This window comes from Shimia ponticola (genome assembly GCF_007995215.1).
Classification (GTDB): domain Bacteria; phylum Pseudomonadota; class Alphaproteobacteria; order Rhodobacterales; family Rhodobacteraceae; genus Shimia_B; species Shimia_B ponticola.
The window spans coordinates 540,546-558,805 of sequence record NZ_VCDK01000006.1; the positions used below are offsets into that span (position 1 = coordinate 540,546).

General features: G+C 59.1%; 19 protein-coding genes. 11 read left to right on the plus strand and 8 right to left on the minus strand.

The genetic code is table 11. From position 1 onward, the window contains the following. Positions 1-189: 189 nt before the first annotated feature. Positions 190-1,026, plus strand: coding sequence for a lipase family protein (locus tag FE702_RS16145; protein WP_186827124.1), 837 nt, complete (start codon positions 190-192; stop codon positions 1,024-1,026). A gap of 6 nt (positions 1,027-1,032) precedes the next feature. Here the strand turns inward: FE702_RS16145 and carB are convergent, their stop codons facing one another. Further along, positions 1,033-4,299: a carbamoyl-phosphate synthase large subunit gene (gene carB / locus FE702_RS16150; RefSeq protein ID WP_147127341.1), complete on the minus strand. Its 3,267-nt coding sequence runs from the start codon at positions 4,297-4,299 to the stop codon at positions 1,033-1,035. Positions 4,300-4,804: 505 nt separating this feature from the next. Between carB and bchJ the strand changes: the two genes are divergently transcribed. From bchJ to FE702_RS16175, 5 genes are all read left to right on the plus strand, one after another. After that, positions 4,805-5,452 (plus strand): bacteriochlorophyll 4-vinyl reductase, encoded by a 648-nt coding sequence (gene bchJ, locus FE702_RS16155; RefSeq protein WP_147127342.1) that lies wholly within the window; start codon positions 4,805-4,807, stop codon positions 5,450-5,452. A 132-nt stretch (positions 5,453-5,584) separates the two neighbouring features. Next, on the plus strand, positions 5,585-6,259 hold the full coding sequence (locus tag FE702_RS16160) for an HAD family hydrolase (RefSeq protein WP_186827125.1): 675 nt from the start codon (positions 5,585-5,587) through the stop codon (positions 6,257-6,259). A gap of 115 nt (positions 6,260-6,374) precedes the next feature. Continuing rightward, entirely contained in the window at positions 6,375-8,168 is a 1,794-nt protein-coding gene (gene aspS / locus FE702_RS16165) for an aspartate--tRNA ligase (RefSeq protein ID WP_147127344.1), read from the plus strand. 180 nt (positions 8,169-8,348) lie between these two features. Further along, a complete protein-coding gene (locus FE702_RS16170) occupies positions 8,349-9,737 on the plus strand; it encodes a DUF1800 domain-containing protein (RefSeq protein ID WP_147127345.1) in 1,389 nt (462 codons plus the stop codon). A 4-nt stretch (positions 9,738-9,741) separates the two neighbouring features. Next, on the plus strand, positions 9,742-10,995 hold the full coding sequence (locus FE702_RS16175) for a DUF1501 domain-containing protein (RefSeq protein WP_147127346.1): 1,254 nt from the start codon (positions 9,742-9,744) through the stop codon (positions 10,993-10,995). A 16-nt stretch (positions 10,996-11,011) separates the two neighbouring features. Here the strand turns inward: FE702_RS16175 and FE702_RS16180 are convergent, their stop codons facing one another. After that, on the minus strand, positions 11,012-11,194 hold the full coding sequence (locus tag FE702_RS16180) for a hypothetical protein (RefSeq protein WP_147127347.1): 183 nt from the start codon (positions 11,192-11,194) through the stop codon (positions 11,012-11,014). Positions 11,195-11,276: 82 nt separating this feature from the next. Between FE702_RS16180 and FE702_RS16185 the strand changes: the two genes are divergently transcribed. Beyond that, positions 11,277-11,996 carry a GNAT family N-acetyltransferase gene (locus tag FE702_RS16185; protein ID WP_186827135.1) on the plus strand — a complete coding sequence of 240 codons (720 nt, stop codon included), beginning with the start codon at positions 11,277-11,279 and terminating at the stop codon, positions 11,994-11,996. Here FE702_RS16185 and FE702_RS16190 read toward each other — a convergent pair. Then, positions 11,993-12,700, minus strand: a complete 708-nt coding sequence (locus FE702_RS16190; protein WP_147127349.1) for a response regulator — start codon at positions 12,698-12,700, stop codon at positions 11,993-11,995. The genes FE702_RS16185 and FE702_RS16190 overlap by 4 nt on opposite strands. Positions 12,701-12,830: 130 nt before the next feature. On the opposite strand from FE702_RS16190, the gene mce reads away from it, so the two are divergent. Further along, on the plus strand, positions 12,831-13,235 hold the full coding sequence (gene mce / locus FE702_RS16195) for a methylmalonyl-CoA epimerase (protein WP_147127350.1): 405 nt from the start codon (positions 12,831-12,833) through the stop codon (positions 13,233-13,235). Beyond that, positions 13,235-13,516, plus strand: coding sequence for a DUF1467 family protein (locus tag FE702_RS16200; protein ID WP_147127351.1), 282 nt, complete (start codon positions 13,235-13,237; stop codon positions 13,514-13,516). Before mce ends, FE702_RS16200 begins: the two co-directional genes overlap by 1 nt. A gap of 69 nt (positions 13,517-13,585) precedes the next feature. Here the strand turns inward: FE702_RS16200 and FE702_RS16205 are convergent, their stop codons facing one another. From FE702_RS16205 to FE702_RS16220, 4 genes are all read right to left on the minus strand, one after another. Continuing rightward, on the minus strand, positions 13,586-14,275 hold the full coding sequence (locus FE702_RS16205) for an EI24 domain-containing protein (RefSeq protein ID WP_147127352.1): 690 nt from the start codon (positions 14,273-14,275) through the stop codon (positions 13,586-13,588). Further along, the gene (locus FE702_RS16210; RefSeq protein WP_147127353.1) at positions 14,272-14,838 is read right to left on the minus strand and encodes a nitroreductase family protein; all 567 of its coding nucleotides are present in this window, start codon (positions 14,836-14,838) and stop codon (positions 14,272-14,274) included. Before FE702_RS16210 ends, FE702_RS16205 begins: the two co-directional genes overlap by 4 nt. Before the next feature lie 64 nt (positions 14,839-14,902). Beyond that, positions 14,903-16,009: a class II histone deacetylase gene (locus FE702_RS16215; RefSeq protein WP_147127354.1), complete on the minus strand. Its 1,107-nt coding sequence runs from the start codon at positions 16,007-16,009 to the stop codon at positions 14,903-14,905. A 7-nt stretch (positions 16,010-16,016) separates the two neighbouring features. Next, positions 16,017-16,253, minus strand: coding sequence for a hypothetical protein (locus tag FE702_RS16220; RefSeq protein WP_147127355.1), 237 nt, complete (start codon positions 16,251-16,253; stop codon positions 16,017-16,019). 123 nt (positions 16,254-16,376) lie between these two features. Here FE702_RS16220 and FE702_RS16225 point away from each other — a divergent pair, with 123 nt between their 5' ends. Together FE702_RS16225 and FE702_RS16230 are read left to right on the plus strand one after the other, a co-directional pair. Next, positions 16,377-17,096, plus strand: a complete 720-nt coding sequence (locus FE702_RS16225; RefSeq protein WP_147127356.1) for a M48 family metallopeptidase — start codon at positions 16,377-16,379, stop codon at positions 17,094-17,096. Next, positions 17,093-17,461: a YigZ family protein gene (locus tag FE702_RS16230; RefSeq protein ID WP_147127357.1), complete on the plus strand. Its 369-nt coding sequence runs from the start codon at positions 17,093-17,095 to the stop codon at positions 17,459-17,461. Before FE702_RS16225 ends, FE702_RS16230 begins: the two co-directional genes overlap by 4 nt. Here the strand turns inward: FE702_RS16230 and trhA are convergent. Then, complete coding sequence (gene trhA, locus FE702_RS16235; RefSeq protein WP_147127358.1) at positions 17,458-18,108, minus strand: PAQR family membrane homeostasis protein TrhA; 651 nt, start codon at positions 18,106-18,108, stop codon at positions 17,458-17,460. The genes FE702_RS16230 and trhA overlap by 4 nt on opposite strands. Positions 18,109-18,260 lie beyond the last annotated feature (152 nt).

Consider the following 18,260-nt stretch of genomic DNA (forward strand, 5'->3'; position numbering starts at 1 on the left):
GTTGTTACCACTTGAAATTCTCCTGCCGCATATTTCTTATTAAACAAGTGATTGGCTAAACTATCGTTTGGAGAATTAATTATGCCTATAACGGATTGGTTTCCGACGCACAGAGTGTGGAAATCCTTCAGAAACTGTGATTGGTCGAATGAAGTTTACAGTCTAGAAAAAGCGTCATACGCAAGTTTGATGTCCAAGATTGCATATCTGTCAATCCCGGAGTTCGAGAGGCGAAATCTAGATCGCGTCAAGTTGGTACCATGTGAAGCATACCAAGAAATAGTGCGTCAAGGTTTGACGGTTTCCGTTTCTGACCTGACCGCTGGAGCGGACCTGCCAATTGTTTTTGAGATTTCAACCCGACAAGCCGTTGCGGTGGGGTTAATGCAAGACGGAATTCTATTCGTTACAGTCAGAGGAACGCAAAAAGCTTACGATTGGTTAACCAATTTAGATGCAAGGAAAACGCGCTTTTCCACAGCATGCGGTACGAGTGGTGCCGCTCATCAAGGGTTCTTCGCCGCCACAGAAGAAATTCTCGACAGGTTGATTGAGGAAGTTTCATCGACGCTGAATGTTTATCAGTTCAAGAAGATTGTTTTTTCGGGCCATTCGCTTGGCGGAGCAATTGTAATGGCTTTGTCATCCAGGTGTTCTATCTGCACATCGTCCGCCGGAAACGTCTTGGGATCCACGCTTTGGGACGAGATATTGAATAAGGCACGACTTGAGTCTTACACTTTTGGTCAACCTAGGCTTTTTACGGGAGGCTCCACGCGTCACCTAACTTTGCCAAACGTCCTTGTACGCTCAGGAGATATAGTACCAGGCGTCCCGCCGGAGTATCTCGGGTACTGGATGGATGGATACATCAGCACATCTGACAGCAGCGTTGTTTATGAACTGGAGGGCGACACAACAGTGAAAGCAATTCATTGGATTACTGGTTTGTTGTCTCGCAGCGGAGTGAAAGACCACAACATCGAACTTTATATGGAAGATCTATTCGACGCTCTTGGCGAATAGTTTTCTCTACTCCTGCAAGCTCCGAACGCCCAAATCACCCTCAGCCCCGGCTTCCATAGCCTTTGCCGCCGCATGGCTTGCGGCCAGCGTCGTGAAATACGGAATGCGGTCCATCAACGCCACGTTGCGCATCGAGCGTGAGTCCTCGACCGCCTGTGCGCCTTCGGTCGTGTTCATCACCAACGCTATCTCGCCGTCTTTCATGAGGTCGACGATGTTGGGGCGGCCTTCGTAGGCTTTTTTGACGAGTTCGGAGGCGATCCCTGCGTCGGAGAGGTAGGCGGCGGTGCCGGAGGTGGCGACGAGGGTGAAGCCTAGGCTCACCAGTGTTTGGGCGGTGTCGATCAGGGTTGGCGTCTTGTCGGAGGGTTTGATGGACAGGAACACTTTCCCAGAGGTCGGGAAGGTCACGCCCGCGCCCATCTGTGCCTTGAGGAACGCGCGGTGGAAGTTGGGGTCGGAGCCCATGACTTCGCCGGTTGAACGCATCTCTGGCCCGAGCAGCGTGTCGACGCCGGGGAAGCGGGCGAAGGGGAGGACGGCCTCTTTCACGGCGTAGGTGTCGATGTTCGGGTCGACGAGGTCGAAGTTTGATAGTGGCTCACCGGCCATGACGCGGGCAGCGATGGCGGCAATTGGGCTGTCGACCGCTTTGGCCACGAAGGGGACGGTGCGTGAGGCACGTGGGTTCACCTCGATCAGGTAGATCACGCCGTCTTTCACTGCGTATTGCACGTTCATCAGGCCACGCACTTTGAGCGCCAAAGCGAGGGCGCGGGTTTGAGTGTGCAGCTCTGCGATGATGGCGTCAGACAGTGAGTAGGGCGGGAGCGAGCATGCGCTGTCGCCTGAGTGTACGCCGGCCTCTTCGATATGCTGCATGATGCCTGCGATGTGGACGTCTGTGCCGTCGCAGAGGGCGTCCACGTCAATCTCTACCGCGCCGTCGAGGTAGCTGTCGAGCAAGACGGGGCTGTCGCCCGACACAACCACAGCCTCGGAGATATAGCGTTCCAGCTGCGCCTGATCGCGGACAATCTCCATCGCGCGGCCGCCCAGAACGTAAGAGGGGCGAATAACGAGCGGGAAGCCGATGTCGGAGGCGATTTCGAGCGCTTCGGCATCCGAATGGGCGATGCCATTCTTGGGCTGTTTCAGGTCCAGATCATCCACCAGCGCCTGGAACCGTTCGCGATCCTCGGCCCAGTCGATGCTGTCGGGTGATGTACCGAGGATCGGGATGCCAGCCGCCTCAAGATCGTTGGCGAGTTTCAGAGGGGTCTGTCCGCCAAATTGCACGATCACACCGTGCAGCGTGCCGTTTTCCTGCTCAACCCGCAGGATTTCCATCACGTGTTCAAAGGTCAGCGGTTCGAAATAGAGCCGGTCGGAAGTGTCGTAGTCGGTCGACACGGTCTCGGGGTTGCAGTTGACCATGATGGTTTCATAGCCCTGCTCGGTCAGCGCGAAACAGGCGTGGCAGCAGCAATAGTCGAACTCGATCCCTTGTCCGATGCGGTTGGGGCCGCCGCCGAGGATGACGACCTTTTTGGCGTCCGATGGCCGCGCCTCGCATTCGACGTCGCCCATCACGGGTGTCTCGTAGGTCGAGTACATATAGGGGGTTTGAGCCTCGAACTCAGCGGCGCAGGTGTCGATGCGTTTGAAGACGGCGGTGACGCCTGCGGCGTGGCGGGTATTGCGCACGTCGGTTTCCGTTTGGCCGGTCAGCGCGGCGAGGCGGGCATCGGTGAAGCCCAGCATTTTCAGCGCGCGCAGGCCCTTTTCATCGGTGGGCAGACCGTTGGCGAGGATGCCGGCCTCTGCGTCGATGATCTCGCGGATGCGGGCGAGGAACCATGGGTCAAATGCGGTTGCGGCTTGGATTTCATCGTCGGTCAGGCCGTGGCGCATGGCCTGCGCGATCGTGCGCATGCGGTCCGGGGTCTGGACCGAGATGGCTTTGACGATGGCGGCCTTGTCTGGCGCGCCTTCGATTTCCACCTCGTCAAAGCCGGTCAGGCCGGATTCCATCGATGCCAGCGCTTTTTGCACAGACTCGTGGAAGGTGCGGCCGATGGACATGACTTCGCCGACGGATTTCATCGCGGTGGACAGGACCGGCTCGGCTCCCGGGAATTTCTCGAACGCGAATTTCGGGATCTTGGTGACGACGTAGTCGATTGTGGGCTCAAAGGACGCGGGCGTCACCTTGGTGATGTCGTTGTCGAGTTCGTCCAGCGTGTAGCCCACGGCCAGTTTCGCGGCGATCTTGGCGATGGGGAAGCCGGTGGCTTTGGAGGCCAGAGCCGACGAGCGCGACACGCGCGGGTTCATTTCGATCACGACCATGCGGCCATCGGCAGGATTGATCGCCCATTGCACGTTCGACCCGCCGGTTTCGACCCCGATCTCGCGCAGAACGGCGATCGAGCCGTTGCGCATGATTTGGTATTCTTTGTCCGTGAGCGTCAGAGCGGGTGCGACAGTGATCGAGTCGCCCGTATGCACGCCCATCGGGTCCACGTTTTCGATGGAACAGACGATGATGGCGTTGTCCGCGGTGTCGCGGACGACCTCCATCTCGTATTCTTTCCAGCCCAAGAGCGATTCATCGACGAGGATCTGATTGACCGGAGAGGCGTCCATGCCGGTCCGGCAGTAGTATTCGTAGTCTTCGCGGTTATAGGCCACGCCCCCGCCTGTGCCGCCGAGCGTAAAGGCGGGGCGGATGATGGCAGGCAGGCCAATCTCTTCGAGCGCGTCGAGGGCGATTTGCACCCCGGCGTTCAGGTCGGCGGAGCCGTCATCATTGGTTGGTGCTGTGACGATGGTGGCCTTGGGGTTTTCAATACCCAGTCGGTCCATGGCTTCGCGAAAGAGTTTGCGATCTTCTGCCATTTCGATCGCATCACGCTTTGCGCCGATCATCTCGACACCGAATTTCTCAAGCACACCCATTTCTTCGAGCGCGAGCGAGGTGTTCAGGCCGGTTTGGCCACCCATGGTCGGCAAGAGCGCGTCTGGGCGTTCCTTTTCGATGATCTTGGCAACCATCTCGGGCGTGATGGGTTCGATATATGTGGCGTCTGCAAGCCCCGGATCGGTCATGATCGTTGCCGGGTTCGAGTTCACGAGGATGACCCGGTACCCTTCTTCCCGGAGCGCCTTACAGGCTTGCGCGCCAGAGTAGTCGAATTCACATGCCTGCCCGATCACAATGGGACCCGCGCCGATGATCATGATCGACTTGATATCCGTCCGCTTCGGCATGGCCGCGTCCCCTTATTGTATTCCGGCAGTCTTGCGAGAGGTCCAACCGGCCAGAGCAGGTAACCGGGACTGTCCGCGCGCAAATTGTCGTGCGTTATAGGGATGGAAACGCGCGGCGCAAGCCGCTTTTGGTGCTATTTGGACGCAGTGGAATGGCCGGTGGGGCGGGGTGTTCCGCAATCTGGTGGATCAGCCATTTGGCACGGGGTGTTTCGCGTCGTCGCGGCCGGTGTCGTGCCATTCAAAAGTCAGCGTCGAAATTGACATATCTGGCCACGTGAGGATTGGCGCATTGCGCCGGCGTTGGTGATGGCTGTCTTGATCCCTGGCGTTGCGTCACGCGTTGGGTGTGCTGTTTTGGCGTTAGGTAAATCCTCCGAAATGTGTCATAATAAATTGACACTTTTGACCGTCAGATTGCTTTGTCAGCGGTTGCAAGTGCTTCTAGTCTCCGGATCGAGGGTGAGGTCCGCCACTCTCGCGCAAATGTAAGTGAAGGTGACACATGAGCAGGGGCTCCGACGGACCCAGAATGCTCAGGCGGCCAAGTCGCAAAGGCTATATGGGGCCTTTGGCCATTCTGAGTGTGCAAAAGGCCATGACTGAGTTGCAAGGCGCAGACGCAGCCGCGAAGCTGCTTGCCGAAGCAAAAGTCGGCACTCTGCCAGAATTCGACGAACCTGTCCGGGAGGCGCGTGTCGCGGCGTTGCATCATACCGTGCGCGCAAAGCTGGGCAGTGCGGCCCAAGAGGTGTTGACGCGCGCCGGAATCCTCGCAGCCGATGCCGTCATGGATCGGCGTATGTCGCTGCGTGCTCAGACCCTGTTGATGTCATCCCCGTGGCCGGTTTCGGCCTGGTTGCTGGGGCGGTCGACGGCGCAGAATGCATGGACATTTGCGGGCAGTGGCCGCTTTGAGGTGGTAAACAGGCTGACATTTCGGGTCCATGACAATCCACTGATCCGGAAAGAGCACAGCGATCATGCCTTGTGTGACTATCACCGGGCTTTCTTCACCCGATTTTTCAGCGCCTTGGTTCATGACCAACTGACCTGCACGGAGGTCTGCTGTGCCGCGGCCGGTGATCCCTATTGCGAGTTTCGGTTCCATCGGCTTGAGGCAGCAGATCCGCCCAAGGTGTCAGCAGCCTAGGCTGTCCCGTGTAATTCATGGAAGATCTTGCGACGGCGTGTTGCTGTTTACTTTGCGCCTGCAGCATTGCCTTAGTGCGCTTTCGCGCCAGTTCTCATGGCAGACCAGTTGCTGAGAACGAGAGGCCAAGACATGACACACCGCGCCGTTTTCCTTGGCTCAATCGGAGTCCTTGCCGAAACGTCCGAGCTTCAACGCAGGGCGTTCAATCTGGCCTTTCAGGACATGGGGCTGGATTGGCACTGGGAAGGTGCCGCCTATTACGCAATGCTGCGCAAGCCAGGCGGGTTTGGGCGCATCATGGACTATGCCGCAGCGCGCGGAGAGCAGGTCGATGGTGCTGAGGTCCATGCTCGCAAGTTGCAACATTTCCGGGCCTTAGCCATGGAAGAGGGGCTGAGCCTTCGTCCCGGCGTGGCAGAGGTGATCGCGGCGGCGCGAGAGGCGGATATGTCCGTGGGCCTTGTGACGACAACCGTGCCGGAAACGCTTGATCTAATGTTTGATGCTTTCAGATCGGCTTTGACCCGCGAGGCATTTGATGTGGTGATCGACCGGTCGCACGTGGTTGTCGGTAAACCTGCGCCCGATTGTTATCGTTACGCGCTGTCGACACTTGGAGTTGAGGCGCGCGATGCCATGGCTATTGAAGACACACCCGAAAGCCAGCGGGCGGCACTCGGAGCCGGTATCGCCTGTGTGGCGTTTCCGGGCTTTGCGGCCGAAGGCAGGGAGTTTGAGGGTAACGGTCCTGTGGTCTCGGCGCTGACCCCCGAGTTGATCCCGCAGGTCCGCCTGTCGGCCTGAGGCATTTCCCAGATATCAATCGGCCATCGGGTTGACTTTCACCTGAACCTTAGGCCAATCGGCACAACCCGAATTTCAGGCCCGCTGCCCGGGCCAAATTGCAGGAGCTGCGCCGATGCACGCCTACCGTTCGCACACTTGTGCCGATCTGACCGCCGCCAATGTGGGCGACACCATCCGTTTGTCGGGCTGGGTCCACCGTCGGCGCGACCATGGCGGCGTGATCTTTATCGATTTGCGCGACCACTACGGTATCACCCAGGTTCTGTGTGACCCAGACAGCCCCGTTTTCAACGAGGTCGAGAAGCTGCGCAGCGAATGGTGCATCCGTATCGACGGCACGGTAAAGGCGCGCGACCCTGAACTGGTGAACCCCAAGCTGCCAACCGGTGAGATTGAGGTTTTTATCCGTGACATGGAGGTGCTGGGCGGCATCGACGGCGAACTGCCGCTGCAGGTTTTTGGCGATCAGGAGTATCCTGAAGAAACGCGCCTAAGCTACCGCTACCTCGACCTGCGCCGTGAAAAGATGCAGGCGAACATGGCACTGCGCTCGGATGTTGTTGCGTCGATCCGCCGCCGCATGTGGGATCAAAACTTCCGCGAATATCAGACGCCGATCATCACGGCGTCCTCGCCAGAAGGCGCGCGTGATTTCCTCGTTCCATCGCGTCTGCACCCCGGCAAATTCTATGCCCTGCCGCAGGCGCCGCAGCAATTCAAACAGCTGATCATGGTCAGTGGCTTTGACAAATACTTCCAGATCGCGCCGTGTTTCCGCGATGAAGACCCGCGCGCGGACCGCTCGCCCACCGATTTCTATCAACTCGATATGGAAATGTCCTTTGTCGAACAGCAGGACGTGTTCGACACCATCCAGCCGGTTCTGACAGGGATTTTTGAAGAGTTTGGCGGTGGTCGTACTGTGGACCAAGAGTGGCCGCAAATCTCTTACCGCGACGCTGCACTGTGGTACGGCACCGACAAGCCCGACCTACGCAACCCGATCAAGATGCAGGACGTGTCCGAACATTTCCGTGGCTCTGGTTTCGCGATCTTCGCCAAACTGTTGGAGCAGGACGGCACGCAGGTCCGTGCGATCCCGGCACCGAAAGGCGGTAGCCGCAAGTTCTGCGACCGCATGGATAAATTCGCCCGCGCAGAGGGGCTGCCGGGGATGGGGTATATCTTCTGGCGCGATCAAGGCGAAGGCATGGAGGCCGCAGGGCCGCTGGCCAAGAATATCGGCCCTGAGCGGACCGAGGCGATCCGTCAGCAGTTGGGCCTTGAGGTCGGCGATGCGGCGTTCTTCCTCGGTGGGAAGCCGTCCTCGTTTGAAAAGGTCGCCGGCAAGGCCCGCACGGTGATCTGGGAAGAAACGCCCAAAGCGCCAGAGGATGAAAACTGGCGCGACCGCTTTGCCTTTGCGTGGATCGTGGATTTCCCGATTTATGAGAAGGACGAGGAAACCGGCAAAATCGACTTTGAGCACAACCCGTTCTCCATGCCACAAGGCGGGATGGATGCACTGAACGGCGATCCGCTGGACGTACTGGGCTATCAATACGACTTGGCGTGTAACGGCTATGAACTGGTGTCGGGGGCTATCCGGAACCACAAACCCGAGATCATGTTCAAGGCGTTCGAAATTGCAGGTTACGGCAAGGACGAGGTTGAAAAGCGCTTTGGCGGTATGGTCAACGCGTTCCAATACGGTGCGCCACCCCACGGCGGCTGCGCCGCAGGCATCGACCGGATCGTGATGCTGCTGGCTGATCAGGACAACATCCGCGAAGTGATCATGTTCCCGATGAACCAACGCGCGGAAGACCTGATGATGAGCGCGCCGAGCGAGCCGCTGAATGAACAGCTACGAGAGTTGTCGTTGCGGGTGGTGCAAGAGGATTGATGCGTAGGGTGCGTGCCTGCACGCACCTCCTCGCCTGAACGGTATTTGCAGGTCTCAGCACCGAAACGGCAATGATCCGCCGTCGTCGTGGCACGCGTTTCACGATGACAGATGCGATTCCTGTTTTGAGTCCCTATATTAGTGGCCAAGCAGGATCGTAGGGAACCAAACAGGTTACGCATGTCATTTACCCCGCAGCGCGCGGCGCGACGATTTGGTGGCGGGTTGTCGCCACACCATCAACCGCCTCAATCTGTCGAGGCGATGTTGACCACCCTTGCTGCGCCCGACGAGATGGCCGAGCGCTATCCGATCACGGCCTATTCCACGTTTCAGGACATGGATGTGGAATCCCTGCGATTGCGGGGCATCTATAAGAAAAACTTGAATACCGACGTCGGTGAGGCGGCGCGGGCTGGCCTGCGCGAGACCTTGCTGGACGCGCGCAACTTGATGGAGCAGGACAGGCGCGCGCAGGCCGCTCGGTTCGTGGATGCGCCTGATGCCATGCGCGAAGAGCTGACGATTTTTTGGACAGATCATTTCACAACGGTCCGCACCGGGCGGATCGATCAATACACCCAACAGTCCTATGCCGAACAGGCGATACGTCCGCATGTTGCGGGCAAGTTTTCGGATATGTTGCTCGCGGCGGCCAAGCATCCGCGCATGATCTTGTTTCTCAATCAGAACGTGTCGATCGGAGAAAATTCTCCCCTCGGGCGGAATTCCCAGAAGAAACGTGGGATCAATGAAAATCTGGCGCGCGAGATACTTGAGTTGCACACGTTGGGCGCAAACGGCGGCTATACGCAAACGGATGTGCGGAATTTTGCCAAGCTGTTGACGGGCATGGCAATTGACCGCCAGAGGCGGTTTGAATTCAATGCCCGCCGTTCCGAGCCGGGTCAACACGAGGTGTTGGGCAAGACCTATGGGCGGCGTCGGCCGGGGCTCGAAGAGATTGACGAAGCATTGAACGATCTGGCGCGGCATCCCGATACGGCCCGGCATCTCGCTTGGAAGCTGGCGATGCACTACGTGTCTGAGACCCCCGATGACGGCATGATCGAGCAGATGGCGCAGGCTTATCTGGCGGCCGATACGGCCCTGTTGCCGATGTACGAGGCCATGCTCCGGCATCCGGCGGCGTGGGACTTCAGTGGGTTGGGCAATGTGAAATGGCCAGTCCAATACGTGTATTCGGCGGCGCGTGCGCTGGGCATCCGTGGGGCCGATATAATGGCGCTGCCGGAGGGACGCTTTCGCGGGGCATTTGACGGGCGCGTTGCCCGCATGGGCCAACGCCTGAGCCGCGCCAACGGGCCGGACGGTTGGGAAGAGGCCGATACCCATTGGATTACGCCACAGGCTGTCGCGCATCGCATATCATGGGCCATGGTCGAGCCGTCGCGCCTGATGGATATTTTGCCGGATCCACGGGACCTTGTTGACACTGCCATTGGTCCTGATGCGCCCGAAAGCCTGCGCTTTGTCGCCAAGGCGGCATCAAATCAGGTCGAGGGCGTCGGGCTGGTTCTGGCCTCGCCGTCGTTTCAGAGGAGATAGCGGAATGGACCCCAAACTGGATCGTCGCAGCTTTTTGCGCCAGTCGCTGTCGTCCGGGCTTCTGGGCTGTTCCGCAGCCGCAAGCCCTCTGATCACTCCGGTGACTTTTGCCAATTTGCCTGACGGACTTGCTGGTGAAAACCGGTTGGTCGTCATCATTCTGCGCGGAGCGATGGACGGTTTGGATGTGGTGAGACCTGTCGGCGACCCGGATTTTGCAGGGCTGCGCAGTACCATTGATGACGGACAAGAGCGGTTGCCATTGGATGGTTTCTACGACCTGCATCCGGCGTTGAAGCCCCTGATGCCGCTCTGGCAGGCAGGTCAGCTGGGTTTTGCCCATGCCGTCGCGACGCCCTACCGCGACAAGCGATCCCATTTTGATGGGCAAGACATTCTCGAAAGCGGGGTTGCCTCGGTCGACGGTGTCGAAAGCTCTGGCAATGGGTGGCTGAACCGAATGCTGACGCTGATGCCCGGTGCGCGTGCCGAGACGGCCTTTGCCGTGGGACGCAGCCAGATGATGGTGCTTGCCGGGAAGGCCCCGTACCGGACCTGGGTTCCGAATACGAGCCTTGATCTGACGCCACACGCAGAGCGGCTGTTGGAGGTGCTCTACCATGATGATCCTGCCTTCCGGGAGGCCGCGCTATCGGCTGACGCAATCATTGATGCGCTGGCTACCGACGACCCCTCTGACGATGTCGATACCTCGTCCATGATGGCCGAGATGGGCATGGAGATGGGCCGCGGGCGCAGCAACCGCGCGCTGATTGATACGCTCGATTTTACTCTGAATCGGCTGGTCGGAGAGACGCGGATTGCTGCGTTTTCGATCAACGGGTGGGACACCCACGGCAACCAAAGCAACCGGATGCAAAACCTGCTCAGCCAGCTTTCGAACGCCATCCTGACCCTGAAGGCCGGGCTGGGGTCTGCGTGGAATACAACCACCGTTCTGGCAATGACGGAGTTTGGACGCACGGTTCGGGAAAACGGAACCAAGGGCACCGATCACGGCACTGGCGGCGCCATGCTTATGGCGGGTGGAGCGGTGCGCGGCGGGCGCGTTTATGGTGACTGGCCGGGTCTCAGCGAAGCTGATCTTTACGAGCGTCGGGACCTCTTGCCGACGGCGGATGTGCGATCTTATGCAGGCTACGCGATGCAGGGGCTTTACGGCGTGTCCTCCAGCGATCTGGAGCGCGTGGTGTTTCCCGGGCTCGACCTTGGGGTCAATCCGGGCATCATTCTTTAAGCAGGGTTTAGTTCGATCACAGGGCGGCGCGGTCGTGCGCGGCCTGGGTCAGGGCATGGGTTTGCATGTCGCTGGCGGGTGTCAGGAGGGTGCCGACAATGGCCGTCGTCAGCATCACTGCACCCAGAACAAGCACGGCCCAATCGGCAATGGCCGAGACACGATTTCCTTCCAGATGTTGACGCAGGGTAGACAGCATGGAGCCTCTGAGGTTTCTGTGACTCTCTGAATGGCAACTGATTGTGGCCAGACTTGGAACGTAGAAGGGCAATTGCGGGGGCATTGCGATGGAGCAGCCAATCGGAGCTGTGGTCGAAGGGTGGCAAGGGGCGCGCGCGCCGTCGGGTGAGGTGCTGACCGGACGCTGGGTGCGGCTTGAGCCGTTGTCGCCGGAACGGCATGCGGCGCAGTTCCATGACGCCGTCGTCGGTCACCCCCATCTGTGGACCTATATGCCGTGGGGGCCGTTTTCATCGACGGCCGCGTTTCAGAGGGCATTGACGCAACTGGCTGAAAACCCTGCCTATTCCTACTATGCGATTTGTGATGTCGCGACCGGTCGGCCACTGGGCAAGGCGGCTTACATGAACATCTTGCCGGATCATGGCGTTGTCGAGGTTGGTGGGATCGCCTATGCGCCCGCGCTTCAGAAAACGGCAGGCGCAACCGAAGCGATGATCTTGATGATGCGCTGGGCATTTGCGGCGGGCTTTCGCCGTTACGAATGGAAGTGCAACGCGCTGAATGCGCCGTCGCGGCGCGCGGCGCAACGGTTGGGTTTCAGCTTTGAAGGGGTGTTTCGCAACCACATGGTCGTGAAAGGGCGCAGCCGAGATTCCGCGTGGTTTGCGGTGACGGATGCGGATTGGCCCGCCTTGTCCGAAGCGTTCGAATTCTGGCTTTCTCCGCAGAATTTCGATGCTGAAGGTCGGCAGAAGGAAAGCCTGTCGAACCTAACCCGGTTGGTGCGGGTGGCAAGCGACCCGACACAGGCCGACTAAACAGCGATCTTATGCTGTGCGCGGGTGCGGATAAGATCGAGCATCGCGGCAGCCGGACCCGGACGCGCGGGATCAAAGGACGCTGCGCGCGCGGCGGCGAATAGGTCCGCGTCCAGGGCGCAACGGGCGATGCCTAGGACAAAGTTTGCGACATAGGCCACCTGATGGGCATCGCCTGTCTGCCCGTCCAACGCAGCGAGCGCGGCAGATAGATCATCCTGGAATGCAATTCGATCCGGCGAGACCTGTGTCGTGTCAGCAGGCCGGGGGGCATTGGGGCGTCGGTCGCGTGGCATGTGGCGCAGGATTTCGGCTTGAAACGCGGCGATCGAGGTCATGGGTTTATGCAGAAACCCATTGGCCCCAGCAGCCATTGCCGCCTGTTCAAGATCACCATCGCCGCTCGTGCCAAGGACGACGGGAGATTGCGCTGCGCCGTGGCACAGGTCAGCAATCAATTCGGCGCCTGATCCATCTGGCAGGCCCATATCGACGATGGCAACGGCCGGACGATATACGCGTAGATGCCGCCGTGCCGATGCGATGCAGTCCGCGCGTCTGATCCGGGCGCCCGAACGCACGCACATGAGCCGAATGGCTTCGCAGGCAAAACGGCTGTCTTCCACGGCAAGAACTGTCAGACCCAAGAGAGGGCGGGATGCGCTGGGCGGTTGGGTTTGAAAGAAATCGTCGAGCGTGTTCATGGAATCCCCCTTTTGTCGCGTGGCGTCCTGTGAGGACGTGTGGCATGGGATGAGTAAATGCCCCGGACACCTAAGACTTGGTTAAGGTTGCGCGACGGGCTGACAAAAGACTGATCGAAGGAGACCGATGATGATCGGACGTTTGAACCACGTGGCGATTGCCGTACCTGATCTTGAGGCGGCGTCAGCGCAGTATCGCGACACGCTGGGTGCCAATGTGGGTGCGCCTCAGGATGAGCCCGATCATGGCGTCACGGTGGTGTTCATCGAACTTCCGAACACCAAGATCGAATTGCTATATCCGCTGGGCGAAAACTCACCAATTCAGGGGTTCTTGGACAAGAACCCGTCCGGCGGCATCCACCATGTCTGCTATGAGGTCGACGACATTCTCGCGGCGCGGGACAAGCTGAAAGAGCAGGGCGCGCGAGTGCTTGGCACCGGCGAGCCCAAGATTGGCGCGCATGGCAAGCCCGTGCTTTTCCTGCACCCCAAGGATTTTAACGGGTGCCTCGTGGAACTGGAGCAAGTCTGATGGGTGTGACCTCGGCACTGGTTCTGTTTGCCGTGATCTGGTTCATGGTGCTGTTCTGTGTGCTGCCGATCCGGCTTGAGACGCAGGGCGACACGGGTGAGATCGTGCCCGGTACCCATGCTGGGTCACCTACCAACCCTCAGTTGAAAAAGCGGTTTCTGATCACCACGGCGATTTCGGTGGTTTTGTGGATCATCATCGCCGGTACCATCATCAGCGGCCTGATTACCGTGCGGGATCTGGATTGGTTCAACCGGATGGCGACGCCTGACCTCGGCTAGGTCCGCGCGTAAACCAGCATGACGAAGCGGCAGCACGGGCTGCCGCTTTTCGTTTCCGCCGCGCTGTGTCTAAAGCTGGCGCAGTTGATGATAGAGATGTGTAAAGGTTGCCGCGCCGATCACGGGAACCAGCAGGTTGACCAGCGGAATGGTCAGCGGAAAGGCCATCAGGCAGCCCGCGATCCAGATCGTGACGCGAAATTCTTCTCGCATCTTCTTGGCCCCGTCGCGGCCAAGGTGGCGCATGGCAGTGACCTGAAAATATTCGCGTCCCAGCAAAAAGCCGTTCATACCCAGAAAGATAAACGGCGCTGCAGGCGGGAAGAACGCATAAAGGATCAGCGCGGCAAGGTTCGCTCCGATGAGAACGCCGAGGAAATTTACGGTATCGCGCAGGCCATCCCAAAACGACACGCGCCGCGGGCGTGCAACATCACGGTAATGCACGTCTTCTACGGCTTCAGCGACCTCGTCGAGGAAAAGCGATGTGATTGCCGATGCCACCGGAACCATCAGGAAGATCGACAGCAAAAGCATCACAAATATCGATCCGAATGACAGCAGGTCGCCGACCCAAGTCACCTCTCCGATCAGGGGCAGGGTCGTGCCTTCGCCAAAGGCCCATTCGATCAGCCAAAGAAATGCGGCGTAGACCGCGACCAGCAAGACGATGGTAAGCCCGATCCCGCGAAACAGGACGCCGCGAAACCGAGAATCGTTCAACTGGCCAAGAGCAAGAAAGAAGGCGCGCAGGATCATTGGGCGATCCACCGTGTTTTTTGCCCGATATCCGGGCGTGGACGATCGGGCGGCGTGTCCTTTGCTGTGCCGATATGAATGATGCCAGCAACCCGTTCGTGTTGGGCCAGACCCAGACCGGTTTCGACAAACGCTCTGTCATGGCTCGCAAAGCCCGAAAGCCAGTTTGCCCCCCAGCCCGCACCCAAGGCGGCATTCAAAAGAGCAAGGCACACCGCGCCAGCGGAATAGGTCTGTTCGATGGCCGGGATTTTCTCACTTTCGACCGGGCTTTCGACAACCACAATGGCAAATGGAGAGACTTCGAATTGTCCTGCGGCCTTGTCCGGGTCCTGTCCTGTGGCGATGGCACGTTCCCGCGCCAGCGGTGCAAGGCGACGCAGGGCTTTTTCTTCGAGCACAACAAAGCGCCATGGCTCAAGCTTGCCATGGTCAGGTGTGCGGGCGGCGGCGGTCAGAAACGTGGCAACCTCGCCTTTGGACGGCACTGGTTTGCCCAATAGCTTGTAGGGGCGGGACCGGCGGGTCAGCAGGAAAGCAAGGGCAGGAGTGATTTCGGACATAGGCGCGCCTTATGGTTTCCGTTCCATGTCGGTCATTCAGGACAGTGTATCAAGGGCTGGACCGTCAGGTTCGGTGGAACCGAGCCAGATCATCGACCCAATCGCTGAGGAAAGCTTCAAACTTTTCCGACGGTTGGCGCAAGGCAAAGGTCTGTGCCAAAGGGTCGGGGGCATGATGCGGGTGCCCATCTCCTATGCCCAGGAGCGCCTCAATCGTGGCATGCCCGCAAAACGGGACATAAACCTCGGAATAGCCGCCTTCGTGCACAAGAAGCAGCCGACCGTCGCAATGGGCGCGCGCGACGTCCTGAATGCGCAGGGTCATCTGTCGAAAGGTATCTGCCGTGGCCAACATGCGCGACAGTGGGTCCACCGCTGCCGCATCAAAGCCGCAGGCAACGATGATGATGTCGGGTTTGAACCGGTCAATCGCAGGTCGGACGATCCGGTCCATTGCCTGCAAGTAGGTCACATGGCCTGCGCCTGGCGGCAGGGGGATGTTGATGTTGGAATGATTGACGCCCGTGACATCCGCATCACCGGTGTCCATCGGATAGTTATGTTCCTGATGTATGGAGATCGTCAGCGTGTCTGGGTCGTCGAGATAGATCGCCTCTGTTCCGTTCCCGTGATGAACGTCCCAATCCAATATCACCGCTCTGAGCGGTGCGTCTTGCCGCGCGGCCTGAAGCGCGATTGCGATATTGGCCAAAAGGCAGAAGCCATTCGGAAAATCAGGAAGGCAATGGTGGCCCGGTGGGCGTGACAGGGCATAGGCCTGTTGAACCGTCCCGGCCATGACATCGGCCAGCGCCTGTTTGGACAAGCCCGTCGACAACGCAGCCTGCTCATAGCCGCCAGAGCCGAATGGCGCGCGAAGACCAATCTCACCCCCGCCGGCGTCAGACATCTCTTTGAAACGTGTCAGGTAGCTTTCTGGGTGAACGCGCAGAAGGTCATCGCGCGTGGCCTCAGTGGCCGAACGCGTCGTCACATCGCCTATCAGTCCCGTTGCATTCATCAGGTTGACAAGACGGCGCTTGGTTTCTGGGCCTTCTGGCAGCCCGCCAGCGACAAGCGGTTGCATGAGGCCGCCGACCGGGACGGTCAGGGCATAGTTGCCACCACCGAACCAAAACGTCCGTTCGTCGTAATAAAAGCCCGTGCTCATAGGCGCATCACTTGCGCCGAGCGGTGGTGTACACACCCTCTTCCGAATTGAGCGACGCGACGAGGTCCTGAACCTGTTGCAGGGATAGAGTGATTTTCTGCACGCGATCCGTCTGAGGGTCGAGTTGTTCGACTGTCACGCAGTCTTCAAAGGCCGTCAGCGCGACGTCTTCTTGCAAAGCCATATGGCCTTCATCAACCAGCGTAATGACGGTGGCGTCGAATTCATGTTCTACGGTGTACATGTTGTCAGGTTAGCGGGTGCGTTTTTTTGCTCAACCCCCATGTTGGCCACATAAAACCTTTGCGAGGTCTCTGGCCCCGGTCGCATGCTTTGCTATTGTCTTGGGCGAGCAGGAGTTGACGTGATGAAACAGGTCTTTGCGATCCTTTTTGCAGCATTCATGCTGGGGGCGTGTTCGGTTGCCACAGTCGAGCCAACTGTGGACCCATCGCCATCTTTGCCGGTGGTGCCCACAGGCGATCCGGGTCCGGGTTTGTCCAACCCTCAGCGTAGCTTCGTCACGCTCGTGCGTCAGATGGAGCCGGTGGTCGAGCGCGAGTGCCGCCAACGCGCGCCGCGCCTGAATTGTGATTTCCGGATCGTTGTCGATGATCGCCCGAACCAGCCGCCCAACGCGTTTCAGACGCTGGATGAAAACGGACGGCCTATTTTGGGGTTTACCGAGTCCTTGATCGAAGACGTCGCCAATATTGATGAGTTGGCTTTTGTCTTGGGCCACGAGGCCGCACATCACATCGCGGGTCACCTTGCACGACAGCAGCAAAATGCGACGCTGGGGGCAGCTATCTTTGGGGCGCTGGCGTCTCAGACCGGGGCGCAGGGCGGCAGTATTGAGTCAGCGCAGCGTTTGGGTGCCGCCGTAGGGGCGCGAAGTTATTCGAAGGCGTTCGAGCTTGAGGCCGATAGCCTTGGCACCATCCTGACGGCGCGCGCGGGATACGATCCTGTCCGCGGCGCGGCCTATTTCAACCGCATTCCTGATCCAGGGAACCGGTTTCTTGGCACGCATCCACCCAATGCGGAACGCATCGCGACCGTTAGACGGACTGCTGCCGGTCTGTGACTATCGTCCTCAATCAGTTGACCGGTGTCCTGAATGACCGGGGCAGCAAATATGCCGTGTCAGGAGCCGCCGCAGCATCACGGTCCGACATTGATGCCGTTCTCAAAGAGCTGAAGCGCGCCAAGGCGTTTGCCAAGGCAACCCATAATACGTGGGGGGCAGTTCTGTCAGCGAGCGGTCCACTGAAGGGTGATGATGGAGAGGCCGGTGCGGGGCAGGTGATCTTGCGCATGCTGGAGCGCGCGGAGGTGACAGATCACGTGATCATCGTGACGCGATGGTATGGGGGCAAGCATTTGGGTGGCGACCGGTTTCGCCATGTTCAGACCTGTGTAGATGCCTATGTGGCGGAGTTTCTGAATTAGAGCTGCGTGCTAAAAGCGATGGCGATGGCGGCAAAGAAACAAGCCGACGCGGACAGGACAAAGCCATGCCAGATGGCGATGTAATAGCGCAGCGTTTCCCAGTGGATAAACACAGCACCCACCGAATAGAGCAGCCCGCCGCCGATAATCAGGCCCAGCGATAGCGATGGCACGGTCATTGCCAGCGGCCAGATCAGCGCCACGCTGGCCCATCCCAGCGCAAGATAGAGAAAAGTCGAGAGGATGCCGGGCTTTAACCAGCGCATCAGCTTGCCAATGGCTCCGGCCACGGCAACGGTCCAGACCACGGCCAAAACGACATAGGCATACCCTGTGCCAATCAGTACGACGAGCGGCGTATAGGTACCTGCGATTTTCAGGTAGATCGAGGCGTGGTCGATGCGTTGCAGCCAAGGACGCACATCATCCCACGGCGTCATGTGAAACAGCGCAGAGGCCACAAAGGTCAGTAGGGCCGCGCCGACATAGACGCTGATCGCCACCAGTTCCCCGCTGTCCTCAGAGGTTTGCATGAAATGAGCGGCCTGCACGATCAACACTGTTCCCGCAATGATCGTGGCTGCGATGCCAAGGATGTGGATCGCGCCGTCTGCAAGCCGCTCGGGCCGTGAGTAGAGGTACGCCATAGCCACGAATATAGCGCAAAATTGGTTAATACCTAATGGAGCGCGCGGTCACGTTCCCGCGCACAGGCTGTGATCCGCCAAAATCCGCGTGGGAGCGTCGGTGCTTTGCCCCAGTTTCGCCACAATTGATTCACATTTGCACCGCAATGCAG

Excerpts from the sequence above, each read along its gene's own strand:
- FE702_RS16145 (WP_186827124.1), top strand. The coding sequence starts at position 190 with ATGTCCAAGATTGCATATCTGTCAATCCCGGAGTTCGAGAGGCGAAAT.
- carB (WP_147127341.1), bottom strand. The coding sequence starts at position 4,299 with ATGCCGAAGCGGACGGATATCAAGTCGATCATGATCATCGGCGCGGGT.
- bchJ (WP_147127342.1), top strand. The coding sequence starts at position 4,805 with ATGAGCAGGGGCTCCGACGGACCCAGAATGCTCAGGCGGCCAAGTCGC.
- FE702_RS16160 (WP_186827125.1), top strand. The coding sequence starts at position 5,585 with ATGACACACCGCGCCGTTTTCCTTGGCTCAATCGGAGTCCTTGCCGAA.
- aspS (WP_147127344.1), top strand. The coding sequence starts at position 6,375 with ATGCACGCCTACCGTTCGCACACTTGTGCCGATCTGACCGCCGCCAAT.
- FE702_RS16170 (WP_147127345.1), top strand. The coding sequence starts at position 8,349 with ATGTCATTTACCCCGCAGCGCGCGGCGCGACGATTTGGTGGCGGGTTG.
- FE702_RS16175 (WP_147127346.1), top strand. The coding sequence starts at position 9,742 with ATGGACCCCAAACTGGATCGTCGCAGCTTTTTGCGCCAGTCGCTGTCG.
- FE702_RS16180 (WP_147127347.1), bottom strand. The coding sequence starts at position 11,194 with ATGCTGTCTACCCTGCGTCAACATCTGGAAGGAAATCGTGTCTCGGCC.
- FE702_RS16190 (WP_147127349.1), bottom strand. The coding sequence starts at position 12,700 with ATGAACACGCTCGACGATTTCTTTCAAACCCAACCGCCCAGCGCATCC.
- mce (WP_147127350.1), top strand. The coding sequence starts at position 12,831 with ATGATCGGACGTTTGAACCACGTGGCGATTGCCGTACCTGATCTTGAG.
- FE702_RS16200 (WP_147127351.1), top strand. The coding sequence starts at position 13,235 with ATGGGTGTGACCTCGGCACTGGTTCTGTTTGCCGTGATCTGGTTCATG.
- FE702_RS16205 (WP_147127352.1), bottom strand. The coding sequence starts at position 14,275 with ATGATCCTGCGCGCCTTCTTTCTTGCTCTTGGCCAGTTGAACGATTCT.
- FE702_RS16210 (WP_147127353.1), bottom strand. The coding sequence starts at position 14,838 with ATGTCCGAAATCACTCCTGCCCTTGCTTTCCTGCTGACCCGCCGGTCC.
- FE702_RS16215 (WP_147127354.1), bottom strand. The coding sequence starts at position 16,009 with ATGAGCACGGGCTTTTATTACGACGAACGGACGTTTTGGTTCGGTGGT.
- FE702_RS16220 (WP_147127355.1), bottom strand. The coding sequence starts at position 16,253 with ATGTACACCGTAGAACATGAATTCGACGCCACCGTCATTACGCTGGTT.
- FE702_RS16225 (WP_147127356.1), top strand. The coding sequence starts at position 16,377 with ATGAAACAGGTCTTTGCGATCCTTTTTGCAGCATTCATGCTGGGGGCG.
- trhA (WP_147127358.1), bottom strand. The coding sequence starts at position 18,108 with ATGGCGTACCTCTACTCACGGCCCGAGCGGCTTGCAGACGGCGCGATC.